This window comes from Chlorobium sp. N1 (assembly GCF_004332115.1).
Classification (GTDB): Bacteria; Bacteroidota; Chlorobiia; order Chlorobiales; family Chlorobiaceae; genus Chlorobium.
On record NZ_SJPA01000001.1, the window covers coordinates 399,258 to 416,009 of the forward strand.

The window sequence follows — 16,752 nt, forward strand, 5'->3', positions numbered from 1 at the left end:
AGATGCTTATCGGCATGATTTTTGCACTCCGGATCACGAAGCAGTAACGACCAACGCGACCCCAGTACAACCATGCCAGCAGAACCCAGCGGACCCGGAACGGCAAACCGGCAATCCATCTGCACCGCCCAACTCGAATCGCACGATAGCGATGCCGCAAGACACCTTGCATTGCTGGCGGAAACCGCCGGTGAACTGGCCGGCACCCCGACCGAGGGGATCGATGACGCCGTACGCACAGCACTTGCAAATCTTGGAGCGCTTTTGGCCGCCGACCGGGCTGCACTTTTTCTCGCCGACAGGGGGAGCCGGCGGCTTGAGCGCTCCCATGAATGGCGCTGTTGCGACGCGATTCCAGAGCTGAAGATATCGCCGACACGCCCGGACGTTCCCGTAGAACACAGCGAGCTCTGCAAGGTAGCGGTGGGCACAATGCCCGACAGCGCGTTCAAAAGGGCCCTGCAGGAACAGGGAACCACGTTCCTGGTCATCGTATCCCTGCAGAACGAACTGGGAATGATCGGCATCGAAATCAGCCGTAATCCCGCGGATATCAACGAATACCAGGAACAGATCGCCCTCATCAGCGCCCGGATGGTCGCAAATGCCATCGAACGCCGGGAATCGGCAGCAGAACGGCAAAAAATCGCCCATCGGCTGGAAAACGCCGTCAAAACAGGAGGCATCGGCACATGGGAACTGGATCTGGCCGGCGCCCGCTTCACCTGGGATGAAACCATGTACCGCATCTACGGCCAGAGCCCCGAATCATTTTCCGGACGCTATCAGGACTGGATCGAGCTGCTGCATCCCGACGACAGAGGCTGGGCGGTCGAAGAGAGCCACGACACGAAAAAGATTGTGCCCCAGCCGGTACGGGTCTTCAGGATCCTGCTTCCTTCGGGAGAAATCCGCCATATCAAGGCATCCGCCTCACTCTACCACGACAGCCGGGGGAGAGCCACACACCTGATCGGCACGAATATGGACATCACCGAGCAGATACGCGCCGAAGGCAAGCTGAAACATGAGCGGGACATCCTTTCGGCCGGCCCGGTCTTCACCATCGAGTGGTCCAATGAAGAGAACTGGCCGGTCACATTCGTATCCAGGAACGTCAAAAACAGCCTCGGCTACACCCCCGAAGAGATGCAGGCGGAGGAATTCCGCTATGCGGAACTGATCCACCCCGACGACCTCGACCGAGTCGTCAGCGAGGTGGGGGAACACATGGAAGGCGGCAAGGATCTTTTCGAACAGTCCTACCGGCTCAGGTGCAAGGATGGCCAGTACCGGTGGTTCTTCGACTTCACCCAGTTCCGGCGGAATCCCGACACCGGCAGAGTCACGGCCATCCAGGGCTACATGTACGAGCAGACCGAGCACAAAAAGATCGAGCAGGAGCGCGACCTGCAGCAGGAACGGCTTAGGGAGGTCCTGGAAGGAACCAGGGCCGGAACCTGGCAGTGGAACGTCCAGACCGGCCAGACCTGGTTCAACGAATACTGGGCCGAAATGATCGGCTACAGCCTCGAAGAGCTCCAGCCGCTCTCCATAGACACCTGGATGCGCTTCGCCCATCCCGACGATGTGGAAGAGAGCGGGCGTCTGCTTCAGGAGCATTTCAGGGGGGAAAAGCCCTATTACGAGTTCGAGTCACGCATGCGCCACAAAGACGGGCACTGGATCTGGGTGCTCAACAGGGGCAAGGTCAGCCGCTGGGGCGACGACGGTCGTCCCATCCTCATGAGCGGAACCCACCAGGACGTGACTGATCGCAAGCAGATGGAGGAAACGTCCCTGCAGAAATCCCGGGAAATGGCCGCACTCTATGACGGGATGCAGGACGGCATCGTCATCGCCGACGTCGCCACAAAGAAAATCCTGCAATGCAACCATATCATCGAAGAGATGACCGGCCGGAACCGGGCCTCCCTCGAAACGCTTAGCGTCGAAGCCCTCCACCCTGAAGACAAGCTTGCAGAAACCCTCAATGGCTTCAAACGCCAGTCGGAAGGACTGCAGAAGACCATAGAAAGCGAGGTGCTGCATACGTCGGGAAAAAGGACTCCGGTAAACATCATCACCTCGAGGATCACCTATAACGGGACTCGATGCCTGATGGGCATTTTTCGAGACATCAGCGAAAGCAGACAGGCGCGGGAACGGATCCAGTCGGCCAACATCCAGCTGAACGCCGCCAACCAGCAGCTCCAGGCCAGTGAGCAGCAGCTCATGGCATCCAACCAGCAGCTCCAGGCCAGCGAACAGCAGCTCATGGCAGCCAACCAGCAGCTCCAGGCCAGCGAGCAGCAGCTCCAGCAGACCGGCGAAGAGCTCAAGGAGAAACAGAAACTGCAGGAACTGCTGACCGGGATATCGGTACGCCTGATGAGCACCGACAGCAAACAGGCCGGCCATGCCGTCCAGGAGGCACTCGGCAGCATCGGAACGCATATGAGGGCGGCCCATATCACCATTTTTGAGCGCACCGTCGGCCGAAACGCGCTCTCCTCGACATTCTGCTGGCACACGGACGGAGAGCCCGGCCATCATGCAGACATAACGCTTGACCCGCATCCCCGGTGGATCGGTGAAAGCCTGAACATGAAACCGGTCTTCATCCCCGACATCGCCTCACTTGAGAAAAAGGAGCAGGCCGAGCTCCGCCAATGCTTCACGATGGAAAGCCGCGCACTCCTGATCCTGCCGATAACCGAAAACGGACAGCTCTCCGGAATCATCAGCCTCGAATGGGTCTCGAAACCCGCCATCATCGATACCCACCTCCCCCTGCTCCACATTGGAGCCGAACTGCTCTTCGGTGCGATCAACCGTCAACGGTGGGCGGAGGAGATCACCGAAAGGGAACAGCAGTACCGCTCGATTTTCGAAAACATCCAGGACGTCTATACGGAAATCGAGCTCAACGGCAAAACCATCACCGAAATCACGCCGTCGGTAAGGCAATTCGGGTACGGGCGAGAGGATGTCCTGCATACTGACCTGATGCAGTACTATCGCGACCGCCGTGAAATAACGCAGCTCTACCTCACCCTCTTGCGGCAACAGCGTATTGCCGATTATGAACTCCACCTGCAGAAAAAGAACGGGGAACGCTGCACTGTTTCATTCTCCGGGGAGGTCCATCCACCCGAAGGCCTCCGTCCGGCAAGGGCCGTCGGAACCCTGCGGGACATTACGCAGAGGAAACGCCATGAAGCGCAGATCCAGGAAAACATCCGCCTGAAGAACGACTTCATCTCGATGGTCTCGCATGAACTCCGCACCCCCCTGTTCTCCATCCTGGGATTTTCAAGCATGCTGCTCAAAGAAGCCGATACGCCGCGTACCGACACCCACCGGGAGTTCCTTTCGATCATCCATGACGAAAGCACCCGGCTCTCCACCCTGATCGAGGACGTGCTGACCATTTCACGCATCGATGCCGGCAAGGACAAATACCAGCCGAAACCGATCAAACCGGACCGCGCGATCAACGATATCATGAAAACCCTGCGTCGAAGCGCCCTGAACGCAAAGCTCAACATGACCAGCTCTGCAACCGCAGCAGACATCCTCGTCATGTTTGACGAAAACGCCCTCAAACAGGTCCTGATGAACCTGGTCAGCAACGCCATCAAATTCACGCCGGCAGGAGGATCGGTCACGATTCATCTGCGAAGTGACGATGAAAACGGCATCATCGAAGTCGAAGACACCGGCATGGGCATTCCGGAAAAGGATCAGGAGAAGATCTTCGACAAATTCTTCCGCAGCGAACACTCGGCAAAAAACACGAAAGGAACCGGCCTCGGGCTCGCCATCGTCAGGGATATCCTCACGAGCCTGAACGGTTCGGTCAGCGTGAGCAGCAAACCCGACAGGGGGAGCATTTTCAGGCTGAACATCCCGCTTGCCGAAGTCTCCTGCAGCGCACACAAGCTGGCGGCGGCACCATGAACAACAGCAGGGAAAAACCGGCGACGCAGTTGAAGGGATTCGCACGAACTGCAGTTGCGGCAGGCGCAGTCTATCTGGTTCTCCTCACCCTCATCCTTGCATTCAGCCAGAGGATGTACAACCAGCAAAAATCGGTATACGAAAAATCGGTGATGGGAAACCTGCAGTTCTCGCTGCAGATCACCGAACAGATGCAGAACGAATTAGCCCATCACTTCTTTGAAGACCATATCTGCACCCGGGAGGTCCTTGGACTTATGCGCCAGGCAAACATGGGCGACGAGAAGCTGAAAAAGATCGCGAGAAACCGCCTCTACAGGATCGTCCATCCACTCAGCGAGAGCCTGAAGCAGAAGCACTTCACCCACATCCATTTCCACCTGCCGAACAACGAAAGCTTCCTGAGAACCCATAAACCCGAACGGTACGGTGACGATCTGACACCCTGGCGCCCGTCCGTCGTCATAGCCAACAGGGACAAAAAACATACCAGCGGCTATGAACCGGGGCGGGTCCTCAGCGCCTATCGCAACGTCTTCCCCCTGATGGACCATGGCCAGCACCTCGGCAGCGTGGAACTCTCCATGGACCTGGGATACCTGCGGAAGTCGCTCGTAGAGGTCTTCCACGGCGAGTACGCCCTGCTGCTTCGGTCGCGAAAGCTGGACGAGATACTCTTTTCAGAGCAGAAACAGTCCTATCGCGGGGTGCAGCTGAGCAAAAACTATATTTTCAACGAGCCATCCGGCCCGACCCCCCTGCAGCAGGCGCTCAACAATACACTCAGGGATCGCATACCAGGGCTGATCGAGCAGGGAAAGGGCGGCATCCTGACGGCACGCCACAACAATGCGTACTACGCGGTAGCCTTCATGCCGCTGCAGGATACGCAACACAACCATATCGGCTACCTGGCATCCTACCGCGAGGACGACACGCTGCATAACTATTTCCTTGCGTTCATCTTCCGCTCCCTGCTGCTCACCCTTGTCGCAACGGCAATCCTGGCGATATACCTGATGAAACGGTACGGGTACAACCGCCTGCTAAAAGAACAGAAAAAACAGCAGCAGCTGGAAAAAGGGGCACAGGCCGGGGTATGGACCCTCAACATGCAGAACGGGCGATCGAGCTTCAACAGCGTCTGGTTCGACATGCTCGGCTATCCGCCGGAGGGCACCTACTCGCTCTTCGACTTCGTCGAACCCGAAGACCACGACAAACTGCGCGACGCCATCAGGGAGTTGAGAGGCAATAAAGAGGCCCCCCACGAACTCGAGCTCCGCCTGAGGCACCGTTCCGGCAAATGGATCTGGGTTCTCTGCCGCCCGGAAATCATCCAGCGCGACGGCCACGGGGCCCCCGTGGTACTGAGCAGCGTCACCCTTGACATCAGCGCCCAGAAACGGATGCAGGAGCTGATACGGATGAGCGAGGAACGCCTGAACAGGCTTTTCCAGGCGATCCCCGACCCCGTCGTCGTCTTCGACAGCCGCAGCCGCATGCCGGTCACCTGGAACCGCAGCGCCATCAGCATGCTCAACTATGATGGCTCCGCGCTCAAGAACGTCCGCCTCGAAGAGCTCGTCATGCCCGAAGAAAAGCCGGTCAACGAGTCCCGCGACAGAATCTTCAGCCCGGACGGAGTAACGGCATTGCCGGCCGAGATCCGCTGCAGCAACGGCAGGCGCGTTCCTGTCAAGATCTCATCGACGATGATCATCAGCGGAAGCGAAAACCTCTGCCTCCTGATCTTCAGGGATATCAGCCGGGAAAAGAAAAACGAAGAGCTGCTGATGGAGAACATCGAGATAAAAAACAATTTCATCTCGATGGTATCCCACGAACTCCGCACCCCCCTGTTCTCCATACTCGGTTTCTCAAGTACGCTCATCAAGGACAACGAGAAGCTCGACTTCGAGACCAGGAAAGAGTTCCTCTCGATCATTCATGATGAAAGTTCCCGGCTCTCCTCGCTGATCGAGGACGTGCTGACCATTTCACGCATCGACGCCGGCAAGGAAAAATACAAGCAAGAAAAAATCGACCCCGTAAAAACGCTTGAGGATGTAGTCGACCTGCTGCGACGCAGCCCCGTCAACCGGTGGCACAAGCTGACGCTGGAGCACCCTGAAACGGCACACGCAATCATCTTCGACCCGAGCGCCTTCCGGCAGGTCCTGATGAACCTGATCAGCAACGCCCTGAAATTCACCCCGTCGGGTGGAACCGTCAAGGTCAGCCTCCGCAGTGAGGGAGCGCGCGTATTGATCGAAATAGAGGATTCGGGAATGGGCATCCCTGCGGAAGACCAGGAGAGAATTTTCGACAAATTCTACCGCAGCGAGCACTCGGCCTCACAGGCAAGCGGAACCGGACTGGGACTGGCGATCGTCAGGGAACTGGTCGAGCTCCACAACGGATCCATACGCGTCAGAAGCGCCGTAAACCGGGGCAGCACGTTCACGGTAAGCCTGCCGGGAGCCGATGGCGCACCATAAGCCAACGGAGGAAGACGGAAAAGGGGGGATTCTCCCGGCAGCGCCAGGAGGCCATTAGCGTTTTTTTTGCCAATGTGTTATTATGACAGGACAATGAACCATCGGCCCCGGGCCGCAACCATCCATTTCACTCCATGACGCAACCCAGCAACGCGCCCATGCGGGCCATCATCCTCTACGACAGCAAGACCGCAGGAGGATCCACCGACCGGCTGATCGATTCCATCGGCATGGAACTGGCCAAAAGCGGCGCCTATGTCGAAAAGGCCAGATGCAAGGCCCAGGCCGACTACAGTTTCGTCCAGGAGTTCGATGTCGTCATCATGGGGGCTCCTATCTACTACCTTCTCGTCTCCTCGCAGCTGCTCGGCGCCCTCGTGCAGAGCAACCTGAAGAAGAACCTGAAGCGCAAGAAGATCGCCCTGTTCCTCACCTGCGGCAGCCCCGAGCCGATGGCCACCCTGCTCTACATGCCGCAGCTGAAGATCCACCTGGTGCCGAACAAGATCCTCACCGAGAAGATCTTCTCCCCGCAGCAGCTCTCCGACCCGGCCGTGATCGAAGAGTTCGTCGACGAACTGACGAGTGCCTACCGGAAAGCCACAAGAAAACGCAACTCCATCGTGAGCTGGACGGAAGAGGCCGAAGAGCTGCTCGACGAGGTCCCCTCGTTCTTCCGCCAGCGCATCAAGACCGCGGCGGAGGAGTATGCCGAAGACATGGGCTACACCTCGATCACCCCGGAGGTCATCGACGAGGCGAAAGCGGAGCTCGGCGGCATGTAGGAACGCCCCCACGCCCACAGGTAATGAAGAAAGGCCGGAATATCCGGCCTTTCTTCATTCAGCTCTTTCATGCGATCTGCTCAGCCGAAGATGTCGCGGGCTTTCTCGAAGAAGCTCTTCTCTCCTCCCGCGCTGTGCGCTTCCGGCGCGATGGAAGAAGACTTGCGCAGGTCGCGAAGCAGATCCTTGTCCTGCTGCGAGAGATCCTTGGGCACATAGACATTGACCCTCACGTACTGGTCTCCCCTGCCCGACCCCCTCAGGTGGCCGATGCCGTGTCCCGGGATGCGGAGCATGGTCTCGGGCTGCGTGCCGGCAGGAATGGAGAGCTTCACGGCGCCTTCGAGCGTGGGAACCTCGACCTTCGTGCCGAGCACGAGGTCGGGGAAACTTACGGCGAGGCTGTAGATAACGTCGTCGCCGTTGCGCTGGAAAAGGTCGTGCGGTTTCTCCTCGATCATCACGATGAGGTCTCCCGCCGCGCCGCCGCGGGGCCCTGAGTTGCCCTGGCCTCTCAGCGTCAGGTAGTTGCCGTCCTGCACGCCGGCCGGCACGTTCACCTTCACGGTCACCTCGCCCTGCTTGATGCCTTCGCCGTAGCAGGAGGGGCAGCGGTCCTTGACGATGCGCCCCTCGCCACCGCAGGTCGGACAGGCGGCGATGTTGACGAACTGTCCGAACATGGTCTTCGAGGCCTGGCGGACCTCGCCGGCACCGTGGCAGGTGGGGCAGGTCTCGGTCGCGCCGGTCTTCGAGCCGGTGCCGTTGCACTCCTTGCAGGGTACCTGTTTCTTGATCTTGATGGTCTTCTCGACCCCCTTTGCGATCTCCTCGAGCGTCAGCTTCAGCCGTATCTTGAGGTCGGTCCCCTGAATGCCGACCGAAGCCCTGCGGCGCTGCGAACCGCCGCCGCCGAACGCTTCCTCGAAGCCACCGAAGGGCGAACCGCCCCTGCGCCCGCCGCCGCCACCGCCGAACATGTCGTTGAAGGCGCTGAAAATATCGTTGAAGTCGGCTCCGCCGCCGTACTGGCCGCCGCCGCCCGATGCAGCCGAAGATCCGACGCCGGCATGGCCGAACTGGTCGTAACGGCGACGCTTGTCGTCGTTGCTGAGCACCTCGTAGGCCTCGTTGACCTCCTTGAAATGCTCCTCGGCGTCCTTGTTGTCGGGGTTCTTGTCGGGATGGTATTTCAGGGCCAGCTTGCGATAGGCCTTCTTTATGGCGTCCTTGTCGGCAGTACGGCTGACGCCAAGGACCTCGTAGTAATCTTTTTTCATCTCAGTCTCTCAGAAATTATATGTCTCGTTCACTCCTCGTTCTCTCCGCTCCCCCTATCGGGCCACAATGACCTTCGCGTGGCGCAGCACCCGTTCTCCGAGCATGTAGCCCGTCTGGTACTGCTCGATGATGGTCTCCGCTTCGGCATCCGGATGCTCCATCTGTGAAATCGCTTCATGGAAGTCGACGTCGAGCTTCGTGCCGACAGCCTCGATCGGCCTGACCCCTTTCGACTCGAGCCAGCGGTCGAGGTTCTTCTTGATGAGTTCTACCCCGTCGATGTAGGACTTCGCCGCCGGCGTGATCTCTTCGGGAGCGGGAGGGTTGGCAAGTACCCGCTCGACATCATCGAGGATCGGAAGCAGGTCGCGAAGAATGTTCTCGGTCGCGCGCTGCGAGGCCATGACGGCTTCGCGCTCCTTCTGCTTGCGGAAGTTCTCGAAGTCGGCGGCACGGCGGAGCAGTTCGTCGCGGAACTTCCCGGTCTGCTCCTTTTCGGCCCGGAGCTCGGCCTGGAGCTCGGCGACTTTCGGGTCAGGGGCCTGTGCGGCCGGCTCTTCCGGCTGCCCTTCGGCCTCCTGTCGGTTCAACTGCGTTTCCTGCTCCTGCAATGGTTCTTCTTTCTTCATCATTGGGACTGTATATCTATTCTGAAATTGTGGTTAGTTGACTTCCGACAGCGTCGAGGTCAGGCAATCCGCCATGTAGTTGAGCACGCGGACCGCGTGCTCGTAATCCATCCGTTTCGGCCCAAGTATCCCGAGCGTCCCCACCATGCTGCCGGCATAGTACGGCGCTGAGACGATGGTCAGGTCCTCGGCCTGTCGGGCGCTGTTCTCGCGTCCGATGCTGATCGAGACGTCGTGGCCGGCCGTGCGTTTCTCCGACGTCTTCGGTACGATGTCCTCGACGAGGCGCGCAACGCTGAGCTTGTCCTCGATCATGGTGATCAGCTCCCGCACCCGCTCCGGCTGCTTGAACTCCGGCTGCTCGACGATGTACTCGGCCCCCGAGATGTAGAGCCGCTCGAAAATGGGCGACTCGTCGAACAGGCTGTCGGCCGAGCGCACAATCAGCTCCTTCAGCTGGGGGTCGCAGCTGCTGCCGGCAAGGCGCCGGGTGATCGAGCGGCGTATCTCTGCAAGCGTCAGCCCCGAGAGCCGTTCGTTGAGCACATCGACCACCTCATCCACCTTCCGGCGGCTCAGCTCGTGCGGCAGCTCCATTACGATGGTCTTGACGAAGAGCGACTGGATCGAGAGCACCACCATCATCCTGGTGGAGCTGAGCAGCACCATGTCGAGCTTCTCGAAGACCGCGTTCGAAAGGGTCGGCGACAGCACCACGCTGAGCTGGCGGGAGATGCTTCCGAGCACCTTCGCGGCCGAGACCAGGACCTCGGCCGATGTCCCCCGTCCCTCCATGCTGATCGCACCGAAATCCGACTCCATCCGCCGTTTCTCCTCCTCGTCGATACGCTGGACCTTCATGATGAGGTCTACGTAGTAGCGGTACCCGAGGTCGGTGGGGATGCGGCCGGCAGAGGTATGCGGCTGGCTTATGTAGCCTTCGGCCTCGAGATCGGCCATGACATTGCGTATCGTGGCGTCGGAAAGACCGAGGTTGTAGTTCTTTGCTATGTACCTTGAGCCTACCGGAGCGGCAGTGACAACGTACAGCTGGATGATGATGCCCAGCACCTGCCGTTCCCGAAGGCTCAGCTCACGAGAACCCATCAGAGTGTTACCTGTTTTGATACCTGGCAGTACGCTGCCCGGAGAGAAAAGGGAATGTACGAAAAACACTTCACCGCACCAACAAGGGCACCGATCTCCGGACACGGGGGAAGCCACAGGGCTACCACACCTCCAGAACAAGCTGCGGGAGCAATTAATTTCATGCGGGACGCCGCCCGGAAACGATGCGGTCGTGGCCGGAGTAGTCCTTGGTAACGCTGATCTCCAGCAAGCCCGCTTCAGCAAGGAGCGCCTGCACCCCGGCGGCTCCGTCGGCATGGATCTCAAGCGCGATCCGGCCTCCCGGGCGGAGGAGGCGGCCGGCCGCGGCGGCAAGAGCCCGGTAGCACTCCATCCCCTGCGGTACGGTGAGGGCGAGCCTGGGTTCATGGTCCCGCACCTCCCGCTGCAGTTCCGGCCATTCGGCCTCGGGGATGTAGGGCGGATTGGAAACGATCATGTCGTAGGGGGCGGCGGGAAGGGAGAGGGAGGCGTCCGTCATGTCGCCGTGCCAGAACGAGACGCGCCCGGAGACGCCGTGGCGCCGGGCGTTGGCGGCGGCGATTTCGAGCGCGCCCTCCGAGAGATCGATGCCGTCGGCACAAAGATCGGGGTTCCGCAGCGCCATGGTCACGGCGATGCAGCCGCTGCCCGTGCCGGCGTCGAGGATGCGGGGCCCGCCCGGCGGTGCGGCGGCGTCCGCTGCCAGGAGCTCCAGCGCGTGCTCGACGAGCAGTTCGGTCTCGGGACGGGGAATGAGCACCCGCGAATCGACCGTGAAGGGCTGGCCGTAGAACCACTGTTCGCCGATGATGTACTGGACCGGACGGCCGGCGAGGCGCTCTCGGCAGAGCGCGCGGAAGCGCTCGAGCTCGTCGGCATAGACCGGCCGCTCATACTGGAGGTAGAGTTCGATGCGCTCAACGCCGAGCACGCTCGAAAGCAGCAGCTCTGCGCCGAGGCGCGCCTCGTCGACCCCTTTCGAGGCGAAGAATTCGGCCGTCGTCTTCAGCAGGCCGGCCACCTGCCACTCCTGTGGGGGATTCGTCACGCCTGAAGGATCGCGTTAATCGTTGCGCCGCTCCGCTTCCGGAGCGACCTGAAAAAAGAATGTACGCCCTCCCGGGCAGTATAAAAAACCGCGGGCGCGCCGGATGTCGGGAGATTTGCGTAGCTTTAGCGTCGAACCTGCCATGCGGCGCCATTCTTCACCACACCCGACACCGATGCCGAGACTGCTTCTGATCATCTTCACGATTCTTGCCGCCATGGCAACAGCCCCGAGCGGAGCCGCGGCCTTCACGGGGATCATGGAAATGCAGCTCACGATGCCCTCCGGGCGCTCCGAGCTCACCTACTATTTCGGAGAGCGTGCACAGAAAATGGAGATGTTCACCCAGCTCTCGAAGATCCCCGAGCCGCTGCGCACCGCCGTCATCACCCGCGCATCGGATCCCGACAAAGCGATCTTCATCAACCACGACAGCCGCACCTGGACGCCGCTGAACCTGCGCACGGCTGCCGAGAACGCCACCTTGCTCGACTTCGACAGCAACTACACCCTCGAGCGGCTCGGAAAGGCGTCGGTCAACGGCTACAGCTGTAAGCACGTCCGGCTGAAAAGCTCCACGGATGAACTCGAGCTCTGGATGGCCGAAGGACTCGGGGAGTTCTCCGCCTTCCGCATCCTGCAGTCGCAGAACCCGCGCCTCTCGAACACCTCGCTCTCACGGACGCTCGAAAAAGCCGGGATCAAAGGGTTCCCCGTCCGCATCACGCAGCGCTCCGGCAGAGAGACCTACCGGATGGAGCTCGTGCAGGTATGGCCGAAACCCCTTCCCGACACCGAATTCAGGGTACCCGATGACTACCGGAGGGTAACGGCCGACGACGCCCCCGTCAGCCCGGAGCGCAAGGCCCACCTGAAAAACCTGATGGAAAAGATGAAAAAGTTCGAGCGGTAGTCGTATATTTTTTCTCCGCAGAAGCCTCAACCCTAAGCACCTACATCCGTGGCAGACAAAATCACCGCACGAAACGAAGACTACTCACAGTGGTATATCGACCTGGTACGGTCGGCAAAACTCGCAGACTACTCCGACGTGCGCGGATGCATGGTCATCCGTCCGAACGGCTACGCCATCTGGGAGAAGATGCAGGCCGCCCTCGACCGGATGTTCAAGGAGACCGGCCACGTCAACGCCTACTTCCCCCTCTTCATTCCAGAAAGCTTCATCGCCAAGGAGGCCGAGCACATCGAAGGGTTCGCGCCGGAGTGCGCCGTCGTCACCCATGGCGGTGGAGAGGAACTTGCCGAAAAACTCTACGTCCGCCCGACCTCGGAGACCATCATCTGGTCCTCCTACAAGAAATGGATCCAGTCCTACCGCGACCTGCCGATCCTCATCAACCAGTGGGCCAACGTCGTGCGCTGGGAGATGCGCACCCGGCTGTTCCTGCGCACCACCGAGTTCCTCTGGCAGGAGGGCCATACCGCCCATGCCACCCCCGAAGAGGCACAGGAGGAGGTCATGCGCATGATCGGGGTCTACCGCACCTTCGCCGAAGAGTACATGGCCATGCCGGTCATCATGGGCCGGAAAACCGACAGCGAGAAGTTCGCCGGAGCTGAGGAGACCTACTGCATCGAAGCGATGATGCAGGACGGCAAGGCGCTGCAGGCCGGCACCTCGCACAACCTCGGCCAGAACTTCGCAAAAGCCTTCGACTGCCAGTTCCAGACCAAAGACAGCGGCCTCGACTACGTCTGGGCAACCAGCTGGGGGGTCTCCACCCGCCTCATCGGTGCGCTCATCATGGCACACTCCGACGACCGGGGCCTCGTGCTCCCGCCGAAACTGGCCTCGCGCCAGGTGGTCATCATCCCGATCCTCAGGGGCGACAAGGAAGAGGTGCGCGCCCATGCGCGCTTTATCGCAAAAGCGCTCAACCAGAAGGGCATCGCCACCTTCGTCGACGACAGCGAACAGAACTCGCCCGGATGGAAGTTCGCCGAATACGAGCTGCAGGGCATCCCGGTCCGCATCGAGCTCGGTCCCCGCGACATCGAAAAAGGCATCTGCATCGCCGCCCGCCGCGACTCCGGCGAGAAGATCGAGCTGCAGCTCGGAGAAGAGCTTCCAGCCGAGGTGCAGGGACTTCTCGACGCCATGCAGAAGGAGATGTACCAGAAAGCCCTCCGCTTCCGCGAGGAGAACACCGTGGAAGCGACGACCTACGAGGAGTTCAAGGAGGCCGTCGAGAAGGGATTCGTCATCGCCCACTGGGACGGCACCCCGGAAAGCGAGGAGAAGATCAAGGAGGAGACCAAGGCCACCATCAGAGTCATGCCCGAAGAGGCCGGATACATCGAGCGCTACGGCATGCACGAACCGGGCACCTGCATCTACTCCGGCAACCCTGCCGCCCGGAAGGTGGTCTTCGCCAAAGCCTACTGACCCCTCACGCAAAAACCGCCGTACGCAAAAAAGAGCCGCCGCATCCCGATGATGCAGGCGGCTCTTTTCATTCAGCCGATCCGTTCCGGACGGTTCCTACTCGTCGCGGAAGAAGTCTTTCAGCCCTTCGTCGGTCGGCTTCATCGCCTTGTCGCCCTTGTTCCAGTTGGCGGGGCAGACCTCGCCGAACTGCTCGGTGAACTGCAGGGCGTCAACCATGCGCAGAACCTCGTCGACGTTGCGGCCGAGACCGAGGTCGTTGACCACCTGGTGGCGCACGATCCCCTCCTTGTCGATGAGGAAGAGTCCGCGCAGGGACACGCCGGCCCCTTCGGCAAGCACGTCATAGTCTGCAGACACCGTCTTGTTGAGGTCCGACAGCAGCGTGTAGGTCACGCCCTCGATGCCGCCGCGGCTGCGCGGAGTCTGCAGCCAGGCGAAATGCGAGAACTTGGAGTCCACCGAGCAGCCGATCACCTCAACACCCCTCTTCCTGAACTCGTCGAGCTTCTCCTGGAAAGCATGCAGCTCGGTGGGACAGACGAAGGTGAAATCGAGCGGATAGAAAAAGAGCACCACGTACTTCCCCCGGAAATCCGACAACTTGCACGAATCGACGAACTCCCGGCCGTTGACGACGGCCTCCACATTGAATTCCGGCGCCGTGCGCCCGACAAGAACACCCATGACTCCCCCCTTTGGCTTTTTGGTTGACTTAAAACAGGACTTCTTTTATCCAATATAGAGGATCCAGCGGATTATCCAAAGAAATCCTTATCATTTACGACGGATAACGCCAAAAGGGACGCCACCATTCCGGAGAAACGCAGATGGGCATACACTCGTACTTCAGGTTCAGCGAGCACGGCACCGGGTACCGCCGGGAGCTGCTGGCCGGCATGACCACGTTCTTCACCGTCGCCTACGTCATCGTCGTCAACCCCGCCATCCTCGAGGCGGCAGGCATGCCGAGGGGAGCCTCGACCACCGCCACCATCCTTACCGCCCTCTTCGGCACGCTCCTCATGGGCGTCTATGCAAAACGGCCGTTCGCCGTGGCGCCCTACATGGGAGAGAACGCCTTCTTCGCCTACACGGTCGTGCAGGTGCTCGGATACTCCTGGCAGACCGCCCTTGCCGCCATCTTCCTCAGCGGCGCGCTCTTCACGCTGCTCACCCTGCTGGGGCTCCGGCGCTGGCTTGCCGAATCGATCCCCCTTTCGCTCAAGCACAGCTTCCCGGTCGGCATCGGGCTCTTCCTCGCATTTCTCGGGCTCGGCGACATGGGCGTCGTCGCGCTCGGCGTGCCGGGTGCTCCGGTCAGGATGGCCGACATCACTGCCCCGGGAACGCTGATCGGGCTCGGCGCACTCCTGCTCACGGCGGTGCTCCTCGCCCGGAAGGTCCCGGGAGCGATCCTCATCGGCATCGCCGCCGCCACCGCCGCAGGAATGATGGCGGGCCTCGTCGGGCTTCCCGCCGCGCCCTTCAGCCTGCCGCCCGACATCGGACCCGTGTTCCTGCACATCGACTTCAGGGCTGCCCTCGGCCTCGGCTTCCTCGGCGTCGTCACCAGCGTCCTCATCATGGACTTCGTCGACACGATGGGCTCGCTCTACGGCCTCTCGGCGCGGGCGGGCCTGCTCGACGGCCGGGGCAACCTTCCCGACATCGAAAAGCCGATGCTCGTCGACGCCCTCTCGACCCTCCTGGCCGCCATCCTCGGCACGACGACTGCCGGGATCTACATCGAATCGGCCACCGGCATCGAGCAGGGCGGAAGAACCGGGTTCACGGCCGTCGTGGTGGCCGCGCTCTTCGCCATTTCGCTCTTCTTCTCACCGCTGCTCACCGTCGTGCCCTCCTTCGCCTACGGTCCGCCGATGGTGCTCGTCGGCATGTTCATGCTCGCCTCCGTGACGAAACTCGACTTCAACGACCAGGCCGAGCTGGTTCCGGCCTTTCTCACCATCGCGCTCATGATCTTCACCTTCAACATCGGGGTGGGCATCACGGCGGGCTTCATCGCCCATATCCTCATGAAGCTCCTCACCGGACGCCGCGGCGAGCTGAATGCAGGAATGTGGGTCCTCGGAGCCATATCGACCATCTTCTTCATCTTCTACCCCTACCACTAAACCGTACCCGACACCATGCTGAACGCCAGACTGCACATAGCCCAGACGGACTGCACCCTCGCCAACTTCGAGGAGAACCTCGCCCGCCACTGCCGCCTCGCCGAGGAAGCCCTCGAAAACGGCGCCGACGCCATCGCCTTCCCGGAGCTCTCGCTCTCGGGCTACAACGTCCAGGATGCCGCGCAGGACATCGCCATGCACATCGACGACCCGCGGCTCGACCCGCTCCGGGAGCTGAGCCGGAGGATCACCATCATCTGCGGAGCGATCGAGCTGAGCCGGGACTACGGGGTCTACAATTCAGCATTCATGTTCGAGGACGGGGCGGGACGAAGCATCCACCGCAAAATCTACCTGCCGACCTACGGGATGTTCGAGGAGCTGCGCTACTTCTCGGCCGGCCAGGAGATCACGGCGGTGGACTCGCGCCGGCTGGGCCGCATCGGGGTCGCCATCTGCGAGGACTTCTGGCACGTATCGGTTCCCTACCTGCTCGCGCACCAGGGAGCACAGCTGCTCCTGGTCATGATGTCGAGCCCGCTGCGCATGGCCCCGGGATCAGGCCTGCCGCCGATCGTCACCCAGTGGCAGACGATCGCCTCGACCTACGCCTTCCTCTTCAGCACCTTCGTCTGCTGCGTCAACCGCGTCGGCAACGAGGACAGCTTCACCTACTGGGGAAACTCCTCCCTGACGGGGCCGGACGGCACGGCGCTGGCAACCGCGCCGCTCTTCGAGGAGAAGGTGCTCGAAACCGTGCTGGACTTCTCCGCGGTGAAGCGCACCCGGCTGCACTCGTCGCACTTCCTCGACGAGGACCTGCGGCTGATCTCGGCGGAGATGCAGTCGATCATCACGGGCCGCAAGGGCTGAAAAAGAAGAAATAAACC

12 protein-coding genes are annotated in these 16,752 nt (G+C 60.8%); 7 read left to right on the plus strand and 5 right to left on the minus strand.

What is annotated here, in order from left to right; all coding sequences use genetic code 11:
- The first annotated feature begins 72 nt into the window (after window positions 1-72).
- From E0L29_RS01810 to E0L29_RS01820, 3 genes are all read left to right on the plus strand, one after another.
- The gene (locus E0L29_RS01810) at window positions 73-3,963 is read left to right on the plus strand and encodes a PAS domain-containing protein (RefSeq protein WP_131353927.1); all 3,891 of its coding nucleotides are present in this window, start codon (window positions 73-75) and stop codon (window positions 3,961-3,963) included.
- Window positions 3,960-6,464 carry an ATP-binding protein gene (locus E0L29_RS01815; RefSeq protein ID WP_131353929.1) on the plus strand — a complete coding sequence of 835 codons (2,505 nt, stop codon included), beginning with the start codon at window positions 3,960-3,962 and terminating at the stop codon, window positions 6,462-6,464. The genes E0L29_RS01810 and E0L29_RS01815 overlap by 4 nt, the downstream gene beginning before the upstream one ends.
- A gap of 134 nt (window positions 6,465-6,598) precedes the next feature.
- Complete coding sequence (locus E0L29_RS01820) at window positions 6,599-7,249, plus strand: flavodoxin domain-containing protein (protein ID WP_131353931.1); 651 nt, start codon at window positions 6,599-6,601, stop codon at window positions 7,247-7,249.
- Between the two features lie 80 nt (window positions 7,250-7,329).
- Here E0L29_RS01820 and dnaJ read toward each other — a convergent pair whose 3' ends face one another.
- From dnaJ to prmC, 4 genes are all read right to left on the minus strand, one after another.
- Window positions 7,330-8,529 (minus strand): molecular chaperone DnaJ, encoded by a 1,200-nt coding sequence (gene dnaJ, locus E0L29_RS01825; RefSeq protein WP_131353933.1) that lies wholly within the window; start codon window positions 8,527-8,529, stop codon window positions 7,330-7,332.
- A 54-nt stretch (window positions 8,530-8,583) separates the two neighbouring features.
- Complete coding sequence (locus E0L29_RS01830) at window positions 8,584-9,162, minus strand: nucleotide exchange factor GrpE (RefSeq protein ID WP_131353935.1); 579 nt, start codon at window positions 9,160-9,162, stop codon at window positions 8,584-8,586.
- A 30-nt stretch (window positions 9,163-9,192) separates the two neighbouring features.
- Window positions 9,193-10,266, minus strand: coding sequence for a heat-inducible transcriptional repressor HrcA (gene hrcA / locus E0L29_RS01835; protein ID WP_131353937.1), 1,074 nt, complete (start codon window positions 10,264-10,266; stop codon window positions 9,193-9,195).
- Between the two features lie 160 nt (window positions 10,267-10,426).
- Window positions 10,427-11,317: a peptide chain release factor N(5)-glutamine methyltransferase gene (gene prmC / locus E0L29_RS01840; RefSeq protein ID WP_131353939.1), complete on the minus strand. Its 891-nt coding sequence runs from the start codon at window positions 11,315-11,317 to the stop codon at window positions 10,427-10,429.
- Window positions 11,318-11,492: 175 nt separating this feature from the next.
- Between prmC and E0L29_RS01845 the strand changes: the two genes are divergently transcribed.
- Window positions 11,493-12,230: a DUF4412 domain-containing protein gene (locus E0L29_RS01845; RefSeq protein WP_131353941.1), complete on the plus strand. Its 738-nt coding sequence runs from the start codon at window positions 11,493-11,495 to the stop codon at window positions 12,228-12,230.
- A gap of 48 nt (window positions 12,231-12,278) precedes the next feature.
- Complete coding sequence (gene proS / locus E0L29_RS01850; RefSeq protein WP_131353943.1) at window positions 12,279-13,724, plus strand: proline--tRNA ligase; 1,446 nt, start codon at window positions 12,279-12,281, stop codon at window positions 13,722-13,724.
- 96 nt (window positions 13,725-13,820) lie between these two features.
- Here proS and E0L29_RS01855 read toward each other — a convergent pair whose 3' ends face one another.
- On the minus strand, window positions 13,821-14,411 hold the full coding sequence (locus E0L29_RS01855) for a peroxiredoxin (RefSeq protein ID WP_131353945.1): 591 nt from the start codon (window positions 14,409-14,411) through the stop codon (window positions 13,821-13,823).
- A 143-nt stretch (window positions 14,412-14,554) separates the two neighbouring features.
- Here E0L29_RS01855 and E0L29_RS01860 point away from each other — a divergent pair, with 143 nt between their 5' ends.
- Both E0L29_RS01860 and E0L29_RS01865 read left to right on the plus strand, forming a co-directional pair.
- The gene (locus E0L29_RS01860) at window positions 14,555-15,862 is read left to right on the plus strand and encodes an NCS2 family permease (protein WP_131353947.1); all 1,308 of its coding nucleotides are present in this window, start codon (window positions 14,555-14,557) and stop codon (window positions 15,860-15,862) included.
- Between the two features lie 15 nt (window positions 15,863-15,877).
- Complete coding sequence (locus tag E0L29_RS01865; RefSeq protein WP_131353949.1) at window positions 15,878-16,735, plus strand: nitrilase-related carbon-nitrogen hydrolase; 858 nt, start codon at window positions 15,878-15,880, stop codon at window positions 16,733-16,735.
- The last annotated feature ends 17 nt before the right edge of the window (window positions 16,736-16,752 follow it).